This is a genomic window from Shigella sp. FJ200513 (assembly GCF_040495915.1).
In the GTDB taxonomy this organism is placed as follows: domain Bacteria; phylum Pseudomonadota; class Gammaproteobacteria; order Enterobacterales; family Enterobacteriaceae; genus ECMA0423.
In genome coordinates, this window is record NZ_JBDYCV010000013.1 from 1 (window position 1) to 25,152 (window position 25,152).

The 25,152-nt window shown below is 49.9% G+C and carries 21 protein-coding genes and 1 tRNA gene; 16 read left to right on the forward strand and 6 right to left on the reverse strand.

Going from position 1 to position 25,152, the window contains the following annotated elements; genetic code table 11:
* Nucleotides 1-105 precede the first annotated feature (105 nt).
* On the reverse strand, nt 106-360 hold the full coding sequence (locus ABZJ92_RS04670; protein WP_000389030.1) for a YkgJ family cysteine cluster protein: 255 nt from the start codon (nt 358-360) through the stop codon (nt 106-108).
* A 154-nt stretch (nt 361-514) separates the two neighbouring features.
* Between ABZJ92_RS04670 and yeiP the strand changes: the two genes are divergently transcribed.
* The 10 genes from yeiP (at nt 515) to yejF (ending at nt 12,954) form a co-directional block, all read left to right on the forward strand.
* Entirely contained in the window at nt 515-1,087 is a 573-nt protein-coding gene (yeiP, locus tag ABZJ92_RS04675) for an elongation factor P-like protein YeiP (RefSeq protein ID WP_001136824.1), read from the forward strand.
* Nucleotides 1,088-1,309: 222 nt separating this feature from the next.
* On the forward strand, nt 1,310-2,776 hold the full coding sequence (locus ABZJ92_RS04680; RefSeq protein ID WP_000848228.1) for a mannitol dehydrogenase family protein: 1,467 nt from the start codon (nt 1,310-1,312) through the stop codon (nt 2,774-2,776).
* A 117-nt stretch (nt 2,777-2,893) separates the two neighbouring features.
* A complete protein-coding gene (gene yeiR / locus ABZJ92_RS04685) occupies nt 2,894-3,880 on the forward strand; it encodes a zinc-binding GTPase YeiR (RefSeq protein WP_000198822.1) in 987 nt (328 codons plus the stop codon).
* Between the two features lie 38 nt (nt 3,881-3,918).
* The gene (gene lpxT, locus ABZJ92_RS04690) at nt 3,919-4,632 is read left to right on the forward strand and encodes a Kdo(2)-lipid A phosphotransferase (RefSeq protein ID WP_005046782.1); all 714 of its coding nucleotides are present in this window, start codon (nt 3,919-3,921) and stop codon (nt 4,630-4,632) included.
* Between the two features lie 411 nt (nt 4,633-5,043).
* Nucleotides 5,044-5,610 (forward strand): bifunctional murein DD-endopeptidase/murein LD-carboxypeptidase, encoded by a 567-nt coding sequence (gene mepS, locus ABZJ92_RS04695; RefSeq protein ID WP_000241011.1) that lies wholly within the window; start codon nt 5,044-5,046, stop codon nt 5,608-5,610.
* 180 nt (nt 5,611-5,790) lie between these two features.
* The gene (locus ABZJ92_RS04700; RefSeq protein WP_000470567.1) at nt 5,791-7,347 is read left to right on the forward strand and encodes a cyclic di-GMP phosphodiesterase; all 1,557 of its coding nucleotides are present in this window, start codon (nt 5,791-5,793) and stop codon (nt 7,345-7,347) included.
* An 81-nt stretch (nt 7,348-7,428) separates the two neighbouring features.
* Nucleotides 7,429-9,243, forward strand: a complete 1,815-nt coding sequence (locus ABZJ92_RS04705) for an extracellular solute-binding protein (RefSeq protein WP_005046789.1) — start codon at nt 7,429-7,431, stop codon at nt 9,241-9,243.
* Complete coding sequence (locus ABZJ92_RS04710; protein ID WP_000501600.1) at nt 9,244-10,338, forward strand: microcin C ABC transporter permease YejB; 1,095 nt, start codon at nt 9,244-9,246, stop codon at nt 10,336-10,338.
* Nucleotides 10,338-11,363, forward strand: coding sequence for an ABC transporter permease (locus ABZJ92_RS04715; protein WP_000088916.1), 1,026 nt, complete (start codon nt 10,338-10,340; stop codon nt 11,361-11,363). The genes ABZJ92_RS04710 and ABZJ92_RS04715 overlap by 1 nt, the downstream gene beginning before the upstream one ends.
* A gap of 1 nt (nt 11,364) precedes the next feature.
* On the forward strand, nt 11,365-12,954 hold the full coding sequence (gene yejF, locus ABZJ92_RS04720) for a microcin C ABC transporter ATP-binding protein YejF (RefSeq protein ID WP_000194922.1): 1,590 nt from the start codon (nt 11,365-11,367) through the stop codon (nt 12,952-12,954).
* 3 nt (nt 12,955-12,957) lie between these two features.
* On the opposite strand, the gene ABZJ92_RS04725 is transcribed toward yejF, so the two are convergent.
* From ABZJ92_RS04725 to rsuA, 3 genes are all read right to left on the reverse strand, one after another.
* Complete coding sequence (locus tag ABZJ92_RS04725; RefSeq protein WP_000202798.1) at nt 12,958-13,302, reverse strand: YejG family protein; 345 nt, start codon at nt 13,300-13,302, stop codon at nt 12,958-12,960.
* A 332-nt stretch (nt 13,303-13,634) separates the two neighbouring features.
* Nucleotides 13,635-14,825, reverse strand: a complete 1,191-nt coding sequence (gene bcr, locus ABZJ92_RS04730) for a multidrug efflux MFS transporter Bcr (RefSeq protein ID WP_000213401.1) — start codon at nt 14,823-14,825, stop codon at nt 13,635-13,637.
* 27 nt (nt 14,826-14,852) lie between these two features.
* Nucleotides 14,853-15,548: a 16S rRNA pseudouridine(516) synthase RsuA gene (rsuA, locus tag ABZJ92_RS04735; protein ID WP_001234850.1), complete on the reverse strand. Its 696-nt coding sequence runs from the start codon at nt 15,546-15,548 to the stop codon at nt 14,853-14,855.
* Nucleotides 15,549-15,697: 149 nt separating this feature from the next.
* On the opposite strand from rsuA, the gene ABZJ92_RS04740 reads away from it, so the two are divergent.
* Nucleotides 15,698-17,458, forward strand: coding sequence for a DEAD/DEAH box helicase (locus ABZJ92_RS04740; RefSeq protein ID WP_000578069.1), 1,761 nt, complete (start codon nt 15,698-15,700; stop codon nt 17,456-17,458).
* A gap of 124 nt (nt 17,459-17,582) precedes the next feature.
* Nucleotides 17,583-17,867 carry a 50S ribosomal protein L25 gene (gene rplY / locus ABZJ92_RS04745; RefSeq protein ID WP_000494183.1) on the forward strand — a complete coding sequence of 95 codons (285 nt, stop codon included), beginning with the start codon at nt 17,583-17,585 and terminating at the stop codon, nt 17,865-17,867.
* 138 nt (nt 17,868-18,005) lie between these two features.
* On the opposite strand, the gene yejK is transcribed toward rplY, so the two are convergent.
* Entirely contained in the window at nt 18,006-19,013 is a 1,008-nt protein-coding gene (yejK, locus tag ABZJ92_RS04750) for a nucleoid-associated protein YejK (protein WP_000050789.1), read from the reverse strand.
* Between the two features lie 181 nt (nt 19,014-19,194).
* Between yejK and ABZJ92_RS04755 the strand changes: the two genes are divergently transcribed.
* The 3 genes from ABZJ92_RS04755 to ABZJ92_RS04765 all read left to right on the forward strand — a co-directional run bounded on the left by ABZJ92_RS04755 (nt 19,195) and on the right by ABZJ92_RS04765 (nt 21,353).
* A complete protein-coding gene (locus tag ABZJ92_RS04755; RefSeq protein WP_001135673.1) occupies nt 19,195-19,422 on the forward strand; it encodes a YejL family protein in 228 nt (75 codons plus the stop codon).
* Between the two features lie 19 nt (nt 19,423-19,441).
* Nucleotides 19,442-21,202 (forward strand): LPS biosynthesis-modulating metalloenzyme YejM, encoded by a 1,761-nt coding sequence (yejM, locus tag ABZJ92_RS04760; protein WP_000256188.1) that lies wholly within the window; start codon nt 19,442-19,444, stop codon nt 21,200-21,202.
* Nucleotides 21,203-21,276: 74 nt separating this feature from the next.
* A tRNA-Pro gene (locus ABZJ92_RS04765) sits at nt 21,277-21,353 on the forward strand.
* A gap of 102 nt (nt 21,354-21,455) precedes the next feature.
* Here the strand turns inward: ABZJ92_RS04765 and yejO are convergent.
* The gene (yejO, locus tag ABZJ92_RS04770) at nt 21,456-24,047 is read right to left on the reverse strand and encodes an autotransporter YejO (protein ID WP_014532300.1); all 2,592 of its coding nucleotides are present in this window, start codon (nt 24,045-24,047) and stop codon (nt 21,456-21,458) included.
* A 319-nt stretch (nt 24,048-24,366) separates the two neighbouring features.
* Here yejO and narP point away from each other — a divergent pair, with 319 nt between their 5' ends.
* Nucleotides 24,367-25,014 carry a nitrate/nitrite response regulator protein NarP gene (gene narP, locus ABZJ92_RS04775; RefSeq protein ID WP_005046798.1) on the forward strand — a complete coding sequence of 216 codons (648 nt, stop codon included), beginning with the start codon at nt 24,367-24,369 and terminating at the stop codon, nt 25,012-25,014.
* Nucleotides 25,015-25,152: the final 138 nt, after the last annotated feature.

Consider the following 25,152-nt stretch of genomic DNA (forward strand, 5'->3'; position numbering starts at 1 on the left):
TCTGATGGAAATGGAAGCCACGCAAGCACCTTAAAATCACCATCATACACTAAATCAGTAAGTTGGCAGCATTACCCTGTTTTGCTTACTGCGGATTAAAGATGTTTAAGGCGCGGTCAGCATTTCCAGATCGATAAGCCAGGTCATGGCCTGCTGACGCGAGTTACCGCACATTTCAGCGCTGGCTTGTAAGCCTGCACAGACTTTCGGTCGCAGTGGCGAGGTGAAAATTTTACAGCGTTGCTGTTCATCAAGCTGAATGCAGGGCGTATTGGCGGGCTTGCCATCTGGCATACCGGGAATAGGGCTGGAAATTGAAGGGGCAGTGCAACACGCCCCGCAACCCGGACGGCATTCCATACGTTGTTCTCTTAAGGTTAACCACCGGATTGATGAGCGCGCACAGTACCACCTTTTTTGCACCAGCAAAAGTGCGAATACCACTTGCCCGAAAGGCCCGTCGCGAGTACTTTGTCGCGATATTTTTGACATTTTCGACTACAGGAATTTTTCGATGCCAAGAGCGAACGAAATTAAAAAAGGTATGGTACTGAATTACAACGGCAAACTGCTGCTGGCTAAGGATATTGATATTCAGTCGCCCACTGCCCGCGGTGCCGCTACGCTGTACAAAATGCGTTTTTCTGATGTCCGTACCGGGCTGAAAGTAGAAGAGCGTTTCAAAGGTGATGATATCGTTGACACCGTGACGCTGACCCGCCGTTACGTTGACTTCTCCTATGTCGATGGCAACGAATATGTCTTTATGGATAAAGAAGACTATACCCCGTATACCTTCACCAAAGATCAGATTGAAGAAGAGTTGCTGTTTATGCCAGAGGGCGGCATGCCGGACATGCAGGTGCTGACCTGGGACGGTCAACTGCTGGCGCTTGAGCTGCCGCAGACCGTTGATCTGGAAATCGTTGAAACCGCACCAGGCATCAAAGGGGCATCTGCCAGCGCCCGTAACAAACCGGCGACATTGAGCACTGGTCTGGTGATTCAGGTACCAGAATACTTAAGCCCGGGCGAAAAAATTCGTATCCATATCGAAGAACGCCGTTATATGGGGCGTGCTGACTAACTTCAGCCGCATGCAGAAAAGGGATAGCTCAGGCTGTCCCTTTTTTAATTTATTATACCAATCTTCTATTTTGCGCTTCCTGAACACCTTACGCCCTCAATTTTCACTCGTTGATTGATCGCCCTCACACTTCATCGCATTAACAATCCAGACCAATTTCAATTGCTGTCATATAACTTTACACTGTCATTGTTAATTTATCGTTACTAAGACGTGACTCCTATGAAGACAATTGCCTCCGTTACGCTCCCGCATCATGTACACGCTCCACGCTACGATCGCCAGCAGTTGCAATCACGTATCGTTCATTTTGGCTTTGGCGCCTTTCACCGCGCTCATCAGGCGTTACTGACCGATCGTGTGCTGAATGCCCAGGGCGGCGACTGGGGGATCTGTGAAATCAGCTTGTTCAGCGGTGATCAACTGATGAGCCAGCTCCGCGCACAGAACCATTTATATACCGTGCTGGAGAAAGGTGCGGACGGCAATCAGGTGATAATTGTCGGTGCCGTTCACGAATGCCTTAATGCAAAACTGGATTCCTTAGCGGCAATTATTGAGAAATTTTGCGAGCCACAGGTGGCAATTGTTTCCCTGACGATTACCGAAAAAGGCTATTGTATTGACCCGGCCACCGGTGCACTCGACACCAGTAATCCGCGGATTATTCACGATCTACAAACCCCTGAAGAACCTCACTCCGCACCGGGTATTCTCGTCGAAGCACTGAAACGCCGCCGTGAGCGCAGCCTTACACCGTTTACCGTGCTCTCCTGCGACAATATTCCCGACAATGGCCATGTGGTGAAAAACGCGGTGCTGAGAATGGCAGAAAAACGTTCGCCAGAACTCGCCGGGTGGATAAAAGAACACGTCAGTTTTCCGGGAACCATGGTCGACCGCATTGTTCCGGCTGCAACCGACGAATCACTGGCAGAAATCAGCCAGCATCTGGGGGTAAATGATCCCTGCGCGATTAGCTGCGAACCGTTTATCCAGTGGGTGGTTGAAGATAACTTCATCGCTGGGCGTCCTGCCTGGGAAGTCGCAGGTGTACAAATGGTGAATGATGTCCTGCCATGGGAAGAGATGAAACTGCGTATGCTTAATGGCAGCCACTCTTTTCTCGCTTATCTGGGTTACCTCTCAGGATTCGCCTATATCAGTGATTGCATGCAGGATCGCGTATTTCGCTATGCTGCCAGAACATTAATGCTGGATGAGCAAGCGCCGACACTGCAAATTAAAGATGTCGATTTAACACAATATGCGGATAAGTTAATTGCACGTTTTGCTAATCCGTCGCTGAAACATAAGACCTGGCAAATCGCGATGGATGGCAGCCAGAAATTACCGCAACGTATGCTGGCAGGTATTCGCATACATCTGGGGCGTGAAACGGACTGGTCGTTGCTGGCATTAGGCGTTGCTGGCTGGATGCGTTACGTCAGCGGCGTTGATGATGCCGGAAATGCCATTGATGTTCGCGATCCGCTTAGCGATAAAATTCGCGAACTTGTTGCGGGCAGCAGCAGTGAACAACGCGTAACCGCCCTGCTTTCCCTGCGTGAAGTTTTCGGTGATGATCTGCCAGATAACCCGCATTTTGTGCAGGCCATCGAACAAGCCTGGCAACAAATCGTACAATTCGGCGCACATCAGGCGCTATTAAACACCCTCAAAATTTAACGATTTCTGCGGTTAAAGCGGATGAAGCTCACCTTCGTCCGCTCTCCCCTTCTCTTTTCTGCCTTTTTTAGCCAGGATTAACGCTCAGTTAACTTACCAGAGTATTGCGGAGCCGTTGTGACCAGGACCAACCTCATCACCGGTTTTCTCGGCAGCGGGAAAACCACGTCGATTCTTCATCTGTTAGCCCATAAAGATCCCAACGAAAAATGGGCGGTACTGGTTAATGAATTTGGGGAAGTCGGAATTGATGGTGCTTTGCTCGCCGATAGCGGCGCATTGCTGAAAGAGATCCCCGGCGGCTGCATGTGCTGCGTTAATGGTTTACCCATGCAGGTAGGGTTGAATACCTTACTGCGTCAGGGAAAACCAGACCGCTTGTTGATAGAGCCGACCGGGCTGGGCCATCCGAAACAGATCCTCGATCTGTTAACCGCACCAGTCTATGAACCGTGGATAGATCTGCGCGCCACCTTGTGCATTCTCGATCCACGCCTGCTGCTGGACGAAAAAAGCGCCAGCAATGAAAACTTCCGTGACCAGCTGGCTGCCGCAGACATCATTGTCGCCAATAAATCCGACCGTGCGACGCCCGAAAGTGAGCAAGCGCTACAGCGTTGGTGGCAGCAAAATGGTGGCGATCGACAATTAATTCACAGTGAGCATGGGAAAGTTGACGGTCATCTTCTGGATTTGCCGCGTCGCAATTTAGCCGAGTTGCCCGCCAGCGCCGCGCATTCTCATCAGCATGTCGTGAAAAAAGGGTTAGCAGCGTTAAGCCTGCCAGAGCATCAACGCTGGCGTCGCAGTCTGAACAGCGGGCAAGGATATCAGGCCTGCGGCTGGATATTCGACGCTGATACGGTATTCGACACCATTGGCATTCTGGAATGGGCGCGACTTGCACCGGTGGAACGCGTCAAAGGCGTGCTGCGTATTCCCGAAGGGCTGGTACGAATCAACCGTCAGGGCGATGACCTGCACATTGAAACGCAAAACGTTGCGCCACCGGACAGCCGTATTGAGCTGATTTCCAGCAGCGAAGCTGACTGGAATGCCTTGCAGAGCGCGCTGTTGAAGCTTCGTTTAGCGACTACCGCGTAAGGTTGCCTGCGTTTTTCAGTAAGATAATTAGAGAAAATATGATTAAAAATTTGCCGCAAATAGTGTTGTTGAATATTGTCGGCCCCGCGCTGTTTCTTTCCTGGTATATTCCCGTTAATCATGGATTCTGGTTGCCGATTGATGCGGATATTTTTTATTTCTTTAATCAGAAACTGGTCGAAAGTAAGGCCTTTTTATGGCTGGTTGCATTGACTAACAATCGCGCCTTCGACGGTTGTTCACTGCTGGCGATGGGTATGTTGATGCTGAGTTTCTGGCTGAAAGAAAACGCCCCTGGCAGACGACGTATCGTGATTATGGGTCTGGTCATGCTATTAACTGCAGTGGTATTAAACCAGCTGGGTCAGGCATTAATTCCTGTAAAACGGGCCAGCCCAACATTGACTTTTACCGATATTAACCGCGTCAGCGAACTGCTCTCTGTTCCCACGAAAGATGCCTCACGAGATAGCTTTCCCGGCGATCACGGCATGATGCTGCTTATTTTTTCGGCATTCATGTGGCGTTATTTCGGCAAAGTTGCAGGCCTTATCGCCCTTATTATTTTTATGGTTTTTGCATTTCCCAGAGTAATGATTGGCGCACACTGGTTTACTGACATCATTGTCGGTTCGATGACCGTGATATTGATCGGTTTGCCCTGGGTGTTGCTGACGCCATTAAGTGATCGATTAATCACCTTTTTTGACAAATCACTACCAGGAAAAAACAAACATTTCCAAAACAAATAACTCACAGTAATTAACATCATCAGGGTTATTTTTATAGTGAGGATAATCCTGATGATGCGCACCGTGCTTTCATCTATCGAACGCAAAAATCATTCTCTAAGTAAATGAATGGATTGCATGCGTTTCACTCAATTGTACTTTAATTGACCAACCCCGCTTATTAACTTTCTGTATCACTTTTTCTTATAAAAAATCATGTAAAACCGCTCGCCAAGACCGCACCAATCGGGTAATCTCGAACTCGTTTTGCCTCGGCGGTAGATTATCCTCACAGCATATAATTTTGTGCGTTAGTCCACAGATTTGGCCTTAAGGAATTGTTTCAACATGCCCAGGTAATTAGTCTCGTGTCGCTTGGCATTTTTTTATAACGATATTTGTCGTTAAGGACTTCAAGGGAAAACAAACAACATGGTCAAATCTCAACCGATTTTGAGATATATCTTGCGCGGGATTCCCGCGATTGCAGTAGCGGTTCTGCTTTCTGCATGTAGTGCAAATAACACCGCAAAGAATATGCATCCTGAGACACGTGCAGTGGGTAGTGAAACATCATCACTGCAAGCTTCTCAGGATGAATTTGAAAACCTGGTTCGTAATGTCGACGTAAAATCGCGAATTATGGATCAGTATGCTGACTGGAAAGGCGTACGTTATCGTCTGGGCGGCAGCACTAAAAAAGGTATCGATTGTTCTGGTTTCGTACAGCGTACATTCCGTGAGCAATTTGGCTTAGAACTTCCGCGTTCGACTTACGAACAGCAGGAAATGGGTAAATCTGTTTCCCGCAGTAATTTGCGTACGGGTGATTTAGTTCTGTTCCGTGCCGGTTCAACGGGACGCCATGTCGGTATTTATATCGGCAACAATCAGTTTGTCCATGCTTCCACCAGCAGTGGTGTTATTATTTCCAGCATGAATGAACCGTACTGGAAGAAGCGTTACAACGAAGCACGCCGGGTTCTCAGCCGCAGCTAATAAACCGTTTGGATGCAATCCCTTGGCTATCCTGACGAGTTAACTGAAAGCACTGCTTAGGCAGTGCTTTTTTGTTTTCATTCATCAGAGAAAATGATGTTTCCGCGTCTTGATCCAGGCTATAGTCCGGTCATTGTTATCTTTTAAATGTTGTCGTAATTTCAGGAAATTAACGGAATCATGTTCATACGCGCTCCCAATTCTGGACGTAAGCTCCTGCTTACCTGCATTGTAGCAGGCGTGATGATTGCGATACTGGTTAGCTGCCTTCAGTTTTTAGTGGCCTGGCATAAGCACGAAGTCAAATACGACACACTGATTATCGACGTACAAAAGTATCTCGATACCTATTTTGCCGACCTGAAATCCACTACTGACCGGCTTCAGCCGCTGACCTTAGATACCTGCCAGCAGGCTAACCCCGAACTGACCGCTCGCGCGGCGTTTAGCATGAATGTCCGTACGTTTGTGCTGGTGAAAGATAAAAAAACATTCTGTTCATCTGCGACTGGTGAGATGGACATTCCACTCAATGAATTGATTCCGGCGCTCGACATTAATAAAAACGTCGATATGGCGATCTTACCCGGCACGCCGATGGTGCCGAACAAACCCGCAATCGTCATCTGGTATCGCAACCCTTTGCTGAAAAATAGCGGTGTGTTTGCCGCTCTGAATCTCAACCTGACGCCTTCTCTCTTTTATAGTTCACGGCAGGAAGATTACGATGGCGTCGCCCTCATTATTGGCAATACTGCGCTATCTACCTTTTCTTCACGTTTGATGAACGTTAATGAATTAACCGACATGCCGGTCCATGAAACTAAAATTGCGGGCATTCCTCTGACCGTTCGGCTTTATGCGGATGACTGGACATGGAACGATGTGTGGTACGCATTTTTACTGGGCGGCATGAGTGGAACTGTCGTTGGCCTGCTTTGCTATTACCTGATGAGCGTACGTATGCGCCCCGACAGAGAAATCATGACCGCCATCAAGCGCGAACAATTTTACGTGGCGTATCAACCGGTGGTGGATACACAAGCTTTGCGGGTAACGGGCCTGGAAGTACTGCTACGCTGGCGGCATCCTGTAGCGGGAGAAATTCCCCCGGATGCCTTCATTAACTTTGCCGAATCGCAAAAGATGATTGTGCCGCTGACTCAGCACCTGTTTGAGTTAATTGCCCGCGATGCCGCAGAATTAGAAAAAGTACTGCCGGTAGGCGTCAAATTTGGCATTAACATTGCGCCGGACCATCTGCACAGCGAAAGCTTTAAAGCAGATATCCAGAAACTGCTCACTTCCCTGCCCGCACACCATTTCCAGATTGTGCTGGAAATTACCGAGCGCGATATGCTGAAAGAGCAAGAAGCCACACAACTCTTCGCCTGGCTGCACTCGGTCGGCGTAGAAATTGCTATTGATGACTTCGGCACCGGGCACAGCGCGCTTATCTATCTTGAGCGTTTTACGCTCGATTATCTGAAAATTGACCGTGGATTTATCAACGCCATCGGTACGGAAACGATCACTTCACCCGTACTTGACGCGGTGCTGACGCTGGCGAAACGTCTCAATATGCTGACAGTTACTGAAGGGGTCGAAACGCCGGAACAAGCGCGATGGCTAAGCGAACGCGGCGTTAATTTCATGCAAGGCTACTGGATTAGTCACCCGTTACCGCTGGACGATTTTGTTCGCTGGCTGAAGAAACCGTATACGCCGCAGTGGTAAGGTGTGCTTACGTCCCTTATTATTCATAGTGAAAGCATGCCGGATTGCGGCTAATGATGAGTAAAAGGAAATCCGTTGCAGATGATTGTGCGCATACTGCTGCTGTTTATCGCTCTGTTCACCTTCGGTGCGCAGGCGCAGGCTATCAAGGAAAGCTATACCTTTGCCGTGCTGGGCGAACCCCGGTACGCGTTTAATTTCAACCATTTTGATTATGTGAACCCCGCCGCGCCAAAAGGTGGGCAGATAACGTTGTCAGCCCTCGGTACCTTCGATAATTTCAACCGCTATGCACTGCGCGGCAACCCGGGCGCACGCACCGAGCAGCTGTACGACACGTTATTTACGACTTCCGATGACGAACCAGGCAGTTATTACCCGCTGATTGCTGAAAGTGCACGCTATGCTGACGATTATTCCTGGGTGGAGGTCGCTATTAATCCGCGCGCCCGTTTTCATGATGGTTCTCCCATTACTGCCCGCGATGTAGAGTTTACTTTTCAAAAATTTCTGACCGAAGGCGTGCCGCAATTTCGTCTGGTCTACAAAGGCACCACCGTCAAAGCCATTGCGCCGTTAACCGTGCGCATTGAGTTAGCTAAACCCGGCAAAGAAGATATGTTGAGTCTGTTTTCGCTGCCGGTATTTCCAGAAAAGTACTGGAAGGATCACAAACTTAGCGACCCGCTCGCCACGCCTCCGCTTGCCAGTGGTCCGTACCACGTTACGTCCTGGAAAATGGGGCAAAATATTGTCTATTCCCGCGTGAAAGATTACTGGGCAGCAAACTTACCGGTAAACCGTGGACGCTGGAATTTCGACACCATTCGCTACGATTATTACCTCGATGATAATGTCGCCTTTGAAGCGTTTAAAGCAGGTGCCTTTGATTTGCGTATGGAAAACGACGCTAAAAACTGGGCCACGCGTTATACCGGTAAAAATTTCGATAAAAAATACATCATCAAAGATGAGCAAAAGAACGAATCAGCCCAGGATACGCGCTGGCTGGCGTTTAATATCCAACGTGCGGTATTCAGCGATCGCCGGGTGCGGGAAGCAATCACTCTCGCCTTTGACTTTGAATGGATGAACAAGGCGTTGTTTTACAACGCCTGGAGTCGCACGAACAGTTATTTTCAAAATACCGAATACGCGGCCAGAAATTACCCCGACGCCGCGGAGCTGGTGCTTCTGGCACCAATGAAAAAAGATCTACCGCCAGAAGTCTTCACACAAATCTACCAGCCGCCGGTATCTAAAGGCGATGGCTACGATCGTGACAACCTGTTAAAAGCCGACAAACTTCTCAACGAAGCGGGCTGGGTGCTGAAGGGTCAGCAACGCGTTAATGCCACAACGGGTCAGCCGCTCAGCTTTGAATTATTGCTTCCCGCAAGCAGCAATAGTCAGTGGGTATTGCCGTTCCAGCACAGCCTGCAACGGCTGGGTATCAATATGGACATTCGCAAGGTGGATAACTCGCAAATCACTAACCGCATGCGCAATCGCGACTATGACATGATGCCGCGACTATGGCGGGCGATGCCGTGGCCCAGTTCCGATTTACAGATTTCCTGGTCATCGGAATATATCAATTCCACTTATAATGCCCCCGGCGTGCAAAGCCCGGTTATCGACTCACTGATCAACCAAATTATTGCCGCGCAGGGAAATAAAGAAAAATTACTGCCGTTGGGGCGAGCACTGGATCGCGTATTAACGTGGAATTATTACATGCTGCCAATGTGGTACATGGCGGAAGACCGTCTCGCCTGGTGGGATAAATTCTCCCAACCCGCTGTACGCCCTGTTTACAGCCTGGGTATCGATACCTGGTGGTATGACGTTAATAAAGCGGCCAAACTGCCGTCAGCCAGACAACAGGGAGAGTAGATGGGCGCTTACCTGATTCGCCGTCTGTTGCTGGTGATCCCAACGTTATGGGCTATTATCACTATCAACTTTTTCATCGTGCAAATTGCGCCTGGCGGTCCGGTCGATCAGGCCATCGCCGCCATTGAGTTTGGTAATGCCGGAGTATTACCCGGCGCAGGCGGTGAAGGTGTTCGTGCCAGCCATGCGCAAACGGGTGTCGGCAATATCAGCGACAGTAATTACCGTGGCGGACGCGGATTAGATCCAGAAGTGATCGCTGAGATCACTCATCGCTACGGTTTCGATAAGCCGATCCACGAACGTTACTTCAAAATGCTCTGGGACTACATCCGCTTTGATTTTGGTGATAGCCTGTTTCGCAGCGCCTCGGTGCTGACGCTGATTAAAGACAGTCTGCCGGTTTCCATCACCCTCGGATTGTGGAGCACGCTGATTATCTATCTGGTGTCGATTCCGTTAGGCATTCGCAAAGCTGTTTATAATGGGAGTCGCTTTGACGTCTGGAGTAGCGCATTTATCATCATCGGCTACGCCATTCCGGCCTTTTTGTTTGCCATCCTGCTGATTGTCTTCTTCGCGGGCGGCAGCTATTTCGACCTGTTCCCTCTACGCGGCCTGGTTTCCGCTAACTTTGATTCGCTGCCGTGGTATCAGAAAATCACCGATTATCTGTGGCATATCACGCTACCGGTGCTGGCGACAGTGATTGGTGGCTTTGCGGCGCTGACCATGCTGACCAAAAACTCATTCCTTGATGAAGTGCGCAAGCAATACGTGGTGACCGCGCGTGCGAAAGGGGTAAGTGAGAAAAACATTCTCTGGAAACATATGTTCCGCAACGCCATGCTGCTGGTGATTGCCGGTTTTCCGGCGACGTTTATCAGCATGTTTTTTACCGGCTCGCTGCTGATTGAGGTGATGTTTTCACTCAATGGTCTTGGCTTACTGGGCTACGAAGCGACCGTCTCGCGCGATTATCCTGTAATGTTTGGTACCTTGTATATTTTCACCCTGATTGGCCTGCTGCTGAATATTGTCAGTGATATCAGCTATACGCTGGTTGATCCGCGTATAGATTTTGAGGGACGTTAATGTCGCGACTCAGCCCCGTCAATCAGGCCCGTTGGGCGCGTTTTCGTCATAACCGTCGCGGCTACTGGTCGTTATGGATTTTCCTCGTTTTGTTTGGTTTGAGTTTGTGTTCTGAACTTATCGCTAACGATAAACCGTTGCTGGTGCGTTATGACGGCAGTTGGTATTTCCCGTTGTTGAAAAACTACAGCGAAAGCGATTTTGGCGGCCCGCTGGCAAGTCAGGCTGATTATCAGGACCCGTGGCTGAAACAACGGCTGGAAAATAACGGCTGGGTACTGTGGGCACCGATTCGCTTTGGTGCTACCAGTATCAACTTTGCTACCGATAAGCCCTTCCCTTCTCCACCCTCCCGGCAAAACTGGCTGGGAACGGATGCAAACGGCGGCGATGTGCTGGCACGCATTCTCTATGGCACGCGGATCTCGGTTCTGTTTGGCCTGATGCTGACTCTCTGTTCCAGCGTGATGGGCGTGCTGGCGGGGGCGCTACAAGGCTATTACGGCGGTAAAGTCGATCTCTGGGGGCAACGCTTTATTGAAGTATGGTCGGGGATGCCGACGCTGTTTTTGATTATTTTACTTTCCAGCGTCGTACAGCCTAACTTCTGGTGGCTGCTGGCAATTACTGTCTTGTTTGGCTGGATGAGTCTGGTCGGCGTGGTGCGGGCGGAGTTTTTACGTACTCGTAATTTCGACTACATTCGTGCGGCACAGGCGCTTGGCGTCAGCGATCGCAGTATCATCCTGCGTCATATGTTGCCTAATGCCATGGTCGCGACCCTCACCTTTTTACCGTTTATTTTATGTAGTTCGATAACCACCCTGACCTCGCTCGATTTCCTCGGCTTCGGTCTACCGCTCGGTTCACCGTCACTCGGTGAACTGCTGTTACAAGGGAAAAATAACCTTCAGGCCCCGTGGCTTGGGATCACCGCCTTCTTGTCGGTGGCGATATTATTGTCTTTGCTGATCTTTATTGGTGAAGCCGTCCGCGACGCATTTGATCCTAATAAGGCGGTGTAGCATGACGCAAACTCTGTTAGCGATTGAAAATTTGTCGGTGGGTTTTCGCCATCAGCAAACCGTACGTACAGTAGTCAATGATGTTTCACTACAGATTGAGGCTGGCGAAACGCTGGCGCTGGTGGGTGAGTCAGGTTCAGGCAAAAGCGTTACCGCGCTGTCAATTTTACGCCTGCTCCCTTCCCCGCCGGTTGAATATCTCTCCGGCGATATTCGTTTTCATGGCGAATCGCTGCTTCATGCCAGCGATCAAACGTTGCGCGGTGTACGCGGTAATAAGATCGCCATGATTTTTCAGGAACCGATGGTGTCGTTAAATCCATTGCATACCCTGGAAAAACAGCTTTATGAAGTGCTTTCACTCCACCGCGGGATGCGTCGGGAAGCGGCTCGTGGCGAAATTCTTAACTGCCTTGATCGCGTCGGTATCCGCCAGGCGGCAAAACGGCTGACAGATTATCCGCATCAGCTCTCCGGCGGCGAACGCCAGCGGGTGATGATTGCGATGGCGCTGTTAACGCGACCGGAATTATTAATTGCCGATGAACCGACCACCGCACTGGACGTCTCTGTCCAGGCGCAGATTTTACAGCTGTTGCGCGAACTGCAAGGCGAGCTGAATATGGGCATGCTGTTTATTACTCATAACCTCAGCATTGTCAGAAAACTGGCCCACCGCGTGGCGGTAATGCAAAACGGTCGCTGTGTCGAGCAAAATAACGCCGCTACGCTATTTGCCTCACCCACTCATCCTTACACACAAAAGCTACTCAACAGTGAACCGTCAGGCGATCCGGTACCGTTGCCAGAACCTGCCTCAACGTTGCTGGATGTTGAACAGCTTCAGGTTGCCTTCCCCATTCGCAAAGGGATTTTGAAGCGCATTGTGGATCATAATGTGGTGGTGAAAAACATCAGTTTTACGCTACGGGCGGGTGAAACACTGGGTTTAGTGGGCGAGTCTGGTTCCGGGAAAAGCACGACGGGACTGGCGCTGCTGCGACTGATTACCTCTCAGGGCAGCATCGTCTTTGACGGTCAGCCACTGCAAGATTTAAATCGCCGCCAGCTGTTACCTACTCGTCATCGTATTCAGGTGGTATTTCAGGATCCAAACTCCTCGCTCAACCCACGACTCAACGTTTTGCAGATTATTGAGGAAGGCTTACGGGTTCACCAGCCGACGCTTTCTGCCGCACAACGCGAACAACAAGTGATAGCCGTGATGCATGAAGTGGGATTAGATCCTGAAACACGCCACCGTTATCCGGCGGAGTTCTCTGGTGGTCAGCGACAACGTATTGCGATTGCCAGGGCATTAATTCTTAAGCCCTCGCTGATCATACTTGATGAACCGACATCATCACTCGACAAAACGGTACAGGCGCAAATATTGACGCTTTTGAAATCATTGCAACAAAAGCATCAACTGGCCTATTTGTTTATCAGCCACGATTTGCACGTTGTCCGCGCGTTATGTCATCAGGTTATCGTACTGCGACAAGGGGAAGTAGTGGAACAAGGACCGTGCGCGCGCGTGTTTGCCACACCGCAGCAGGAGTATACGCGTCAGTTACTGGCGTTGAGCTGACGCTTAAAAAGGATTGTAGTTTGAAAAGGGTTCGGCAATTGCCACACCAAAATTTTTCAATCGGCATGTTGCAGCAAACTCGTCCTGGCGATTTACAAACAGGCACGGCTCACCTTCACACTCCAACACCGAACATGGAACTTCGATGTCGCTTAACGCCTGGCTTAGTTTATACATCACCGACCATGCATTATCACCATCCGGGCTAAGCAATTTAAGCGCCACCAGGCTGTTGTCACCGCACGGTCCATTTTGAGGAATCGGTTCAACCTTCGAACCTGCGAAACCAGCAGACCAGCGATAGTTCTGCGGCAGTCGATGGACGATTGAGAGTTGTAATGAAGTCACTTATTTTCCCCGGAAGTACATTCACTTCACAATTTGTTTACATCAATTTTAACACATCATCAACAATCCGTCTTTATACAGATCGTAAAGATTGATGCCTCGCCTGCGTGGCCTCTATGGCTCTGATTTAAGTAATATCTGCGGGCGTGGTCACGTTTGCGGGGCTATATGTACCCGTTTCTGCGATCTAACTCAACCTTTTTAACTACAATGATGTGACTTTTTACATAAATTGATTTTACATAAAATAAACATATATCGGGGAAATGATAGATTTGTGGTTGACATGCATCAACAAAGGAAGCCTTTTACCTTCCTCGTTGTGCAATAGATCACCGTTTTTTCGGCCGACTGGCGTACAGACAGAAGAGAATGGAGCTGGTTGCGCAGAATGCAATTGACCAAATCATCGGCCATGCAGAGTTAAAGGTCGCAAGAGAAAGCAATGCGCCAACAATTGCCCCTATGCCAAAACGGAAGGTTCCTGCCAGCGAAGATGCCGTTCCCGCCATATGGGGAAACTCATCAAGAATGACCGCCATCGCATTGGATGACACCATCGACACGCAGCCCACAAACGCCGCAACGCCAACCACCAGCGACCAGAATCCCAGCCCCAGCGGCGCACTGATGACCATCCACGCAGCCATAATAAATTGTATCCACAACCCCGAGCGGAACATATTTAACGCGCCAATGCGGCGGACGAAGCGGCTGTTAAAGATGGTCATCACGAACAGAAAAACAATGTTTAGCGCAAAGTAATAACCAAAGTTTTCCGGCGCGACGTGGTTAATTTCAATATAAACAAACGGTCCGGCGCTTAAGAATGAGAACATCCCGGCAAAGCTGAAACCACTGGCAAGCATGTAGCTCAGGACACGTTTATGGCGGAACAGCGCCGCAAAGTTACCAATAGTGGTACGAATGTGAAATGGCTGACGACGCTCCGGTGGTAAGGTTTCTTTAATCAGGAAGAAAATCATTGCCGAAGCCAGAATCGCCGCTAATGCCAGGATCCAGAAGATGTAATGCCAGCTCAGCCACACCAGCACCCAGCCGCCAACTATCGGTGCCATCAGCAGTGCAATGGTCGTCACCAGCATGACAAACGACATCATCCGCGAGAACTCTTCTTTCGGGTAAATATCACGCATCAAAGCGTTGATAACCACGCTGGCCGCAGCCGCAGCCAGCCCGTGGAAGAAACGCATCACAATCAGCTGATCGATGGTTTGTGCCAACGCACACGCCACCGCGGCGGCGGCAAACACCAGCGTCCCGCCAAGAACCACCGGCTTACGCCCGAAGCTGTCTGCCATCGGCCCGTAGATTAACTGCCCCAACGCAAAGCCCAGAATATAAGTACTGAGGGTCATCTGCGTACTGCCCGCCGATACGCCAAACTGCGCTGAAATTACCGGTAGCGCGGGCAGATACATATCAATCGACAGCGGCATCAACATGGCCAGCAGGCCAAGGATAAAAACAATAGCAAACGACGAATGCTGTCGGGTGGTCACAACGGGCTCCTGAAAGTCATTGAAAAGTTAGACGACGCTGGCAATTTCTTCTTCAGTTAACGGACGATATTCACCGGGGGCTAAATCAGCATCCAGCGTAATACCGCCAATACGTTCACGATGCAGCTCAACCACGTGGTTACCCACGGCGGCGAACATGCGTTTCACCTGATGATAACGCCCTTCGCTGATGGTCAGACGAACCTGCGTTGGGGTAATCACTTCAAGCACCGCCGGCTTAGTGAGATCTTTTTCGTTATGCAGCTGCACGCCTTTAGCAAATTGCTCTGCCGTATCGTCAGCTACAGGTGATTCCAGTGTCACCAGATAGGTCTTCTCGCAATGATGGCGCGGAGAAGTAATGCGGTGCGACCACTGACCATCATCAGTCATCAGCACCAGACCGGTGGTATCGATATCCAGACGTCCTGCGGCGTGCAGTTTCCACGCTACCGGTTCATCCAGAAAATAGAGCACCGTCGGGTGATCCGGGTCGTCCGTGGAGCAAACATAGCCCTGAGGCTTATTGAGCATGAAGTAACGTGGACCGTGTTGCTGCGCCAGCGGGTTGCCATCGTAAGCGACATCATGTTCAGGGAGCAGTTTGAACGCTGCATTACGAACGATTTCGCCATCGACGGTGACACGATTGCCGCGGATTTCACGCCCGGCAATAGCACGGCTAACGCCGAGTTGCTGTGCGATAAATTTATCAAGTCGCATGTGTGTGATTTTGCCTGTAAAAAACGGAGGTCGGGTAATGACCCGAAAATCTGAACTGTTGTCTGCCCAGTATAGCGGTCTAATAACTTCCCTCAAGGGAAAAAGAACCGTGGCATACTATTAGCAGAATAATCTACCTACGCGAAACCATGATTTTTACACTCCGCCCATATCAGCAAGAAGCCGTGGATGCCACGCTCAACCATTTTCGTCGTCATAAAACCCCTGCCGTTATCGTGCTGCCCACCGGCGCAGGTAAAAGCCTGGTGATAGCGGAACTGGCACGGCTGGCGCGTGGTCGCGTACTGGTGCTGGCACACGTTAAAGAACTGGTGGCGCAAAACCATGCAAAGTATCAGGCGCTGGGGCTGGAAGCCGATATTTTTGCCGCCGGGCTAAAGCGCAAAGAGAGCCACGGTAAAGTGGTATTTGGCAGCGTTCAGTCGGTCGCCCGTAATCTTGATGCCTTTCAGGGTGAATTTTCGCTGTTGATTGTCGATGAATGCCACCGTATTGGTGACGATGAAGAGAGCCAGTATCAGCAAATCCTCACTCACCTGACTAAAGTGAATCCCCACTTACGCCTGCTGGGGCTGACTGCCACGCCTTTTCGATTGGGCAAAGGCTGGATCTACCAGTTCCATTATCACGGCATGGTACGCGGCGATGAGAAAGCCCTTTTCCGTGACTGCATTTATGAGCTGCCGCTGCGTTATATGATTAAACACGGCTATCTGACGCCGCCAGAACGACTGGATATGCCAGTAGTGCAATACGATTTCAGCCGCTTGCAGGCACAGAGTAACGGGCTGTTCAGCGAAGCTGATCTCAACCGTGAGCTGAAAAAACAGCAACGCATTACGCCACATATCATCAGCCAGATCATGGAGTTCGCCGAAAAGCGCAAAGGGGTAATGATTTTCGCCGCCACCGTTGAACACGCAAAAGAGATTGTGGGATTACTGCCTGCCGAAGATGCTGCACTGATTACTGGCGACAACCCCGGCGCTGAGCGCGATGTGTTAATTGAAGATTTTAAAGCCCAGCGTTTTCGCTATCTGGTCAACGTCGCAGTACTGACCACCGGATTTGACGCCCCGCACGTCGATCTTATCGCCATTCTGCGCCCTACCGAATCAGTGAGTCTTTACCAACAAATTGTCGGGCGCGGTCTGCGTCTCGCTCCGGGCAAGACTGATTGTTTAATTCTTGATTATGCGGGTAATCCTCACGATCTCTACGCGCCGGAAGTTGGTACACCGAAAGGCAAAAGTGACAACGTTCCGGTACAGGTTTTCTGCCCTGCCTGCGGTTTTGCCAACACCTTTTGGGGGAAAACGACCGCCGACGGGACATTGATTGAACACTTTGGTCGCCGCTGTCAGGGATGGTTTGAAGATGACGACGGTCATCGCGAACAGTGTGACTTCCGTTTCCGTTTTAAAAATTGCCCGCAATGTAACGCAGAAAATGATATTGCCGCTCGCCGCTGCCGCGAATGTGACACGGTACTGGTTGATCCGGATGATATGTTAAAAGCGGCGCTACGACTGAAAGATGCGCTGGTATTACGCTGTAGCGGCATGTCTTTGCAGCATGGGCACGACGAGAAAGGCGAATGGTTGAAAATCACCTATTACGATGAAGACGGCGCGGATGTGAGTGAGCGTTTCCGTCTGCAAACGCCCGCCCAGCGTACCGCCTTCGAGCAGCTTTTTATCCGCCCGCATACGCGCACACCGGGCATCCCTCTGCGCTGGATCACCGCCGCCGATATCCTCGCCCAGCAAGCCTTACTGCGACATCCGGATTTTGTCGTCGCCCGCATGAAAGGTCAGTACTGGCAAGTGCGTGAAAAAGTGTTCGATTACGAAGGTCGTTTTCGTCGGGCGCACGAATTACGCGGTTAATGGTAGTTTTGATTGATGTATAAGGCGATTGAGTATAGAATCTCGCCCGCTTTTGCATACGCAAAGCAGATCACTTACCTGTTGCTGGGTCGCCTGTAGCAGGATTAATTTAAGAGAGAAAGAAATGTTTACTATCAACGCAGAAGTACGTAAAGAGCAGGGTAAGGGTGCGAGCCGCCGCCTGCGTGCCGCTAACAAGTTCCCGGCAATCATCTACGGTGGCAAAGAAGCACCGCTGGCTATCGAGCTGGATCACGACAAAGTCATGAACATGCAAGCTAAAGCTGAATTCTACAGCGAAGTTCTAACCATCGTTGTTGACGGTAAAGAAATCAAAGTTAAAGCTCAGGACGTACAGCGTCACCCGTACAAACCGAAGCTGCAGCACATCGACTTCGTTCGCGCTTAATTGCTGAATAAGTTGTAAAAAACCCCGCTCCGGCGGGGTTTTTTGTATCTGCAGATTATGCCTGATTACGGTATTGCTATTTTTTGCAGGCCAGATAAGGCGTTCACGCCGCATCTGGCATTCAGAACACAAAACCGATTAATTGCCGCCAGACGTCCGGCGCTGCAATTGGTCGCGCAAATTCGGCGGCGTGCCTTTAATGGTCAAGGTATCGGTTGCTGGATCCCAGAAGATGCGTTCACCTAACAGCATCGCATCAAAGTTAATAGTCAAGCCACCGCCGCTACCGGCAAACTTCGTCAACTGACGCAGTGTGCTACGGTCTGCCGGGAAGCTCTCTTCCAGTTCGTAGCCTTTTTCAGCCGCAAACTCCGTGAAGCTCACTTCGCTTACGCCTGCCAGCTCTTTCGACAGCGATTCCAGTTCGATCTCTTCGCCTGCCTGCAGCTGCTCATTACAGTAGCTATAAACCTGCTGGCGCACGTTCTGTCGCTCTGCTTTATCCAGTTGTGCTTCGGCAGTGAAATCATCAACCGCTTGCAACAGCCCACGGTTTTGCGCTTTCGCGTTCAATCCTTCGCTGGCCCCGAGGAAATCCATAAAGAAATCCGCCACTTTGCGCCCTACTCGCCCTTTCAGGAAAGTGAGATAGCGGGTGGACTCTGGATTGGTTTCCCATTCGGTTAAATCGATACGCGCAACAATATCCGCATGATTGATATCAAGATAATGGGTTGGGTTGATGTCGAGATTTTCGTTAACGCGCATACTGCTCAGGTTGCTCAGAACTGCCACCAGCAAATACTCCACCGCCAGATAACGGTAGTGGCAAAACAGCACGAATCCACCGTCAGCAAAAGGATATTTCGCTAATTCGTCACGCAGGCGACCGGTTGCCGCGCGGCTAAATGCCAGAAAGTCCTCTTCGCCCTGACGCTGTAAGCGCAGCGTCTGCGCCAGTTCACTCTCTTCGCTAAACAAGCCGTAAGCTTTATTTTTGGCGCTATAGACCCGATGCAGTTCTGCCACCATCTCAACGACGGTTTCTGTCGGTTCCAGCAATGAATCGCGCAACACCAGCTCAAGGTTCTGCTCATCACGCTTGATAAGCTGGTGCAGAGCAATCTGGTTGATATCCAGACTCATGATAAACTCTCCTTTAAGACCGGGCGGTATTCAACCACCGCCAGTTAAGCGACGCAATAAAAGATGGCGGTCATTTTACAGAAGGCAGCGTAACGAGAATGATTTAACGCATAAAAAAGCAGAAAAAAAACCGTTGCTACGGTAATATGTTGCCCTTTCATCAACTAACTGATTTCGATTTATGCCACAAATTTCCCGCTACAGTAATGAACAGGTTGAACAATTGCTCGCAGAGCTGCTCAACGTACTGGAAAAACATAAGGCTCCGACCGACCTTTCCCTGATGGTGTTAGGCAACATGGTCACTAACCTTATCAACACCAGCATTGCCCCGGCCCAACGCCAGGCAATTGCCAACTCTTTTGCCAGCGCCTTACAGTCCTCTATCAACGAAGACAAAGCGCACTAAGGGAAACAGATAACAGGTTATGGTAACTCATCGTCAGCGCTACCGTGAAAAAGTCTCCCAGATGGTCAGTTGGGGGCACTGGTTTGCACTGTTCAATATTCTGCTTTCGCTCGTCATTGGCAGCCGTTACCTGTTTATCGCCGACTGGCCGACAACGCTTGCTGGTCGCATTTATTCCTACGTAAGCATTATCGGCCATTTCAGCTTCCTAGTGTTCGCCACCTACTTGCTGATCCTCTTCCCGCTGACCTTTATCGTCGGCTCCCAGAGGCTGATGAGGTTTTTGTCCGTCATTCTGGCGACGGCGGGAATGACGCTATTACTGATCGATAGCGAAGTCTTTACTCGTTTCCATCTCCATCTTAATCCCATCGTCTGGCAGTTGGTTATCAACCCAGACGAAAATGAGATGGCGCGCGACTGGCAGCTGATGTTCATCAGCGTGCCGGTTATTTTATTGCTTGAACTGGTGTTTGCGACGTGGAGCTGGCAAAAGCTGCGCAGCCTGACGCGTCGTCGACGCTTCGCGCGCCCGCTGGCCGCATTCTTATTTATCGCCTTTATCGCCTCGCATGTGGTGTATATCTGGGCCGATGCCAACTTCTATCGCCCGATCACCATGCAGCGCGCTAACCTGCCGCTTTCGTACCCGATGACGGCGCGACGTTTCCTTGAGAAGCATGGCCTGCTTGATGCGCAGGAGTATCAACGCCGTCTTATTGAGCAAGGTAATCCAGACGCCGTTTCCGTACAGTATCCGTTAAGCGAACTGCGCTATCGCGATATGGGCACCGGGCAGAATGTGCTGTTGATTACTGTCGATGGCCTGAACTACTCACGCTTCGAGAAGCAGATGCCTGCGCTGGCAGGTTTTGCTGAGCAAAATATTTCGTTCACGCGCCATATGAGCTCCGGCAACACTACAGACAACGGCATCTTTGGCCTGTTCTATGGCATCTCGCCGAGCTATATGGACGGCATTCTGTCGACCCGTACGCCTGCGGCATTAATTACTGCGCTTAATCAGCAAGGCTATCAGCTGGGGTTATTCTCATCAGATGGCTTTACCAGCCCGCTGTATCGCCAGGCATTGTTGTCAGATTTCTCGATGCCGAGCGTACGCACCCAATCTGACGATCAGACCGCCACGCAGTGGATCAACTGGCTGGGCCGCTACGCACAAGAAGATAACCGCTGGTTCTCGTGGGTTTCTTTCAATGGCACTAACATTGACGACAGCAATCAGCAGGCATTTGCACGGAAATATAGCCGGGCGGCAGGCAATGTCGATGACCAGATCAAACGCGTGCTCAATGCACTGCGTGATTCTGGCAAACTGGACAATACGGTGGTGATTATCACTGCCGGTCGGGGTATTCCACTGAGCGAAGAGGAAGAAACCTTTGACTGGTCCCACGGTCATCTGCAGGTGCCATTAGTGATTCACTGGCCAGGCACGCCGGCGCAGCGTATTAATGCTCTGACTGATCATACCGATCTGATGACGACGCTGATGCAACGCCTGCTGCATGTCAGCACACCTGCCAGCGAATATTCGCAAGGTCAGGATTTGTTCAACCCTCAACGCCGTCATTACTGGGTTACTGCTGCGGATAACGATACGCTGGCAATTACCACCCCGAAAAAGACGCTGGTGCTGAACAATAACGGTAAATACCGCACTTACAACTTACGTGGTGAAAGAGTGAAAGATGAAAAACCACAGTTAAGTTTGTTATTGCAAGTGCTGACAGACGAGAAGCGTTTTATCGCTAACTGATTAATTATAAATCAGTTAGCGAAATATCTTACTTGCAATCGGTGTGGAAAACGGTAGTATTAGCAGCCACGAGTCGGCACGTAGCGCAGCCTGGTAGCGCACCGTCATGGGGTGTCGGGGGTCGGAGGTTCAAATCCTCTCGTGCCGACCAAAAATCCCAAGAAAAAACCAACCCTTACGGTTGGTTTTTTTATATCTGCAATTAATTCGATAAACAGACCGTGACACATCACAGCCTGTTTATTTTCTGTTATCAGAACGTCCAGACCACACCCGCCTGAGTATTCCACGGCGATTCTACCCCTGCGCCATTGCCATAGCTGACTGACAAATGACCGCTTAACGTCGGGGTAAACGATGACCTTATCCCAGCCTGATAAACGCCACTGGTTCCAGCCACATCATTATTAAATTTGCCATCGTCATTAACTTTCACCTGGTTAGAATCGGCGTATTCCTGACGCACGGCGGCTTTCAGCCAGGGTTCCAGCGTCGTACCGTTTTGCAGGTCCATGTGATAGCTTACCGCCGTTCCCGCTTCAGCGCGTAATATCCGGGTATTTCCCACATCCGCGCGCATGCCGTTTGATAACGTGTAGTCCTGACCATCTGTGGTAAAGCCGGTAAAGGCCAGATAGGGTCTAACACTCCACAATCCGTCAACCCAACGGAACCCGCTCTCAACATGAGCACCCGCGCCGTTACTATTGTAATCGCCAAACGCTGTTGCCCCATTACTCATCTTGCCATGGATGGTGTTGGCAAAACGGTCAACTTTCACCACCCCATCAACATAGGCACCGTTCTGATGCTCCCAACCGGCATAAGCCCCCAGGGTATAGCTATCGATATTACCTTTTCCGCCGCGATCAAAACCAATATCAGAATGAGAGTAACCAAAGAACAAGCCGCGAATTGTACTGCTTTCTTCACGGGAGAAACGGCTATCGATACCGAGCGTCAGGCCCGTCAATGTTTGCTCAAAACCAGCTCCCGCATCAGTGGTCACGTTGTTGCGGGTGTTAATTGCCGAACTCCACATCACCGTATCGTAACTAACGCCTTTTACGCTACCAAGACGCTCACGCACGGTGTCCAGTTCTGCATCAAATACCAGCGGTTGTGCGGCTGCCATGTTCAGCACATCAGTGGTTGAAGGGGTAATTTGCGCGCGATTCTCTGCGAGGCTCCAGCTATGGTTGCCATTATCCAGCAAGGTATATTCATACGTACCGATATCAACAACGCCTCCGGCATTGCCCAACGTAAATGCAGCATCACCGCCGCCCGTTGTTACCAGTGTAAGGCTATCTCCTGCTGCCGGGCTGGCACCGGTGTCCGTCACGAATATTTTGAAATCACCTGTTGCCTGACCGGTGACGTTGAGCTGATCGCTCTGATGATTGGCCATATCGGTACGCATATAAAAATTGCCGTTTCCCGACAGGGTATTGGTGGTCAACGTAATGAAATTTTCCGCACTTGCCGTCACAGATGAACGAGTCACTGGCTCAGCCATCATAATCACATTTGCGCCGGACATCGCAAGGTTGGCTAAGTTGAGGCGAGTGTTTTGGTTCGTCGTAGTGATATCGGCAATGATGGTCCATGCGCTATTTTCGAGCGAAACGTCCGCTTTGCTGGTATCCACGGCACCATGCGTTCTAAAAGAAGCGCCCTCAGAAACCACTACCTTACCCACCAACATAGCGGGTGCATAATTTATTTGCGGCTTCATGACCTCAAGAATGCCATCATTCCCTCTGACTGACACGTTAACCATTGTGCCAGCCCAGACATTAGCGCGGCCATTGTTGATTACCATATTTTCAGAGATGGCTTTTGAGGAATACGTGATACTTCCATTCTGGTCTGATCGACCGAGATCATATACCGCATTTGCCTGCACTTTCGTACCAGTATCCTTTCCCAGCGATTGCATAGTGGCATGCTCATCAAGGATAGTGTCAATGGCCTGCGTGTCCTCCATAACAATGAGCCCGGAACCATCATCCAGTTCATAATTTTTTGACACACCATCCTTTATACTAAATTGGCCTTTACTGTTTGTACCACTCACTTCCAGCGCATTCGTTGAGACAATTAATTTCCCGCCTGCTTTTTTATCAACGCCAGTTGCAGTCCCGCCATCCATAACCTCCAGTAAGCCGCCACTATCCACAGTAGTATTATAAGCGAAGTCATTTTCTTCAACTCGCAAACTTCCGCCGTTTTCCAACAACATATTATTAGCAATACCATTCTTGATATCGAACTGACCGAGACGGTTTGTTCCGAATACCTCCATGGCCCGCGTGGTTGTTTTAATAGCACCGCCTGTTTTCTGATCTACCGCAAGCGCAAATCCCCCCTCTTTAACCTCCAGTAGTCCTCCCTTTTCGATAGCGGCAAAAACGGCCCCCCCATCTTTTTCAACGATTAAGCGCCCGCCTTTAATCGTGGTATCATTCGCTGGGCCATAAACCTGTAGCACACCATTATTGAGGGTAGTCTGGTTTGCCGCGCCACCCATTTGAACAATTTGATAACCATCATTTAATACTGAGTATTCTGCGGTACCATTCATTTCAATGTATTGATACCCTCCGTTAATTTCAGTATTACTACTTACACCAAATTCTTTTATATGCTGTTCTCCGCCAGGATTGATTTTCGTATTATTGGCGGTCCCATAAACCAGCTGGATATCTTTTTCCAGGATAACACCATCAACTGTCTCACCATACTCAACTGTTGATGCCAATGCTATGGGTGAATATAACGCTGTAGCCACCAGAACAGATATTGCGGAACGACAAAGAGAAACAGAACCAGATTGATGCATTGAGCTTTCATCCTATGAAATTAATTGCAGTTAAAAGCATTGGGTACAGAAAATACCCATAGCTCCATACCCGGAGTCAGTTTTTAAAAACTGTTTAAAGAAATGCACAAGTATTGTGATTGATTTTTTAGTTGTTTTTCTTGATGAGAAGCTGATGCAAAATTCCGTCTTTATAATAAAAATGATGCCAAAGCGAACGACAAGGTTGTAGTTTTCACTACATGTCCATACATAAAATGGGGTAACATTCACGCGCCTGGTAGCGTTACCAACGCTACGCTCAAACATAATGATTCTAATAAAACCTCAGGAGACTACTATGCCTGAAGCAACGCCTTTTCAGGTGATGATTGTGGATGATCATCCACTTATGCGACGCGGTGTTCGTCAGTTACTGGAGCTTGATCCTGGCTTTGAAGTGGTCGCCGAAGCGGGCGAAGGCGCGAGCGCGATCGATCTGGCGAATAGACTGGATATCGACGTGATCTTGCTGGATCTCAATATGAAAGGTATGAGTGGCCTGGATACCCTCAATGCCTTGCGCAGGGATGGCGTTACCGCGCAAATTATTATCCTGACCGTATCCGATGCCTCCAGCGATGTCTTTGCGCTGATAGACGCAGGCGCAGACGGTTATCTGTTGAAAGACAGCGACCCGGAAGTATTGCTGGAAGCGATTCGTACCGGAGCGAAAGGCAGCAAAGTCTTTAGCGAACGCGTCAATCAGTACTTACGTGAACGTGAAATGTTTGGCGCGGAAGAAGATCCCTTCAGCGTGCTGACGGAGCGCGAGCTGGATGTTCTGCACGAGCTGGCACAGGGGCTGTCAAATAAACAGATTGCATCGGTGTTGAATATTTCCGAGCAGACAGTAAAAGTACATATTCGCAATCTGCTGCGTAAACTCAATGTCCGCTCACGCGTGGCGGCCACCATTCTGTTCCTGCAACAACGCGGGGCACAATAAAAATAGCCCGATGGATTTATCATCGGGCTGAGATTTATGACAAACGCAAAACTGCCTGATGCGCTACGCTTATCAGGCCTACGTGGATCGATCAATTTATTGAATTTACACAATTTTGTAGGCCGGATAAGGCGTTCA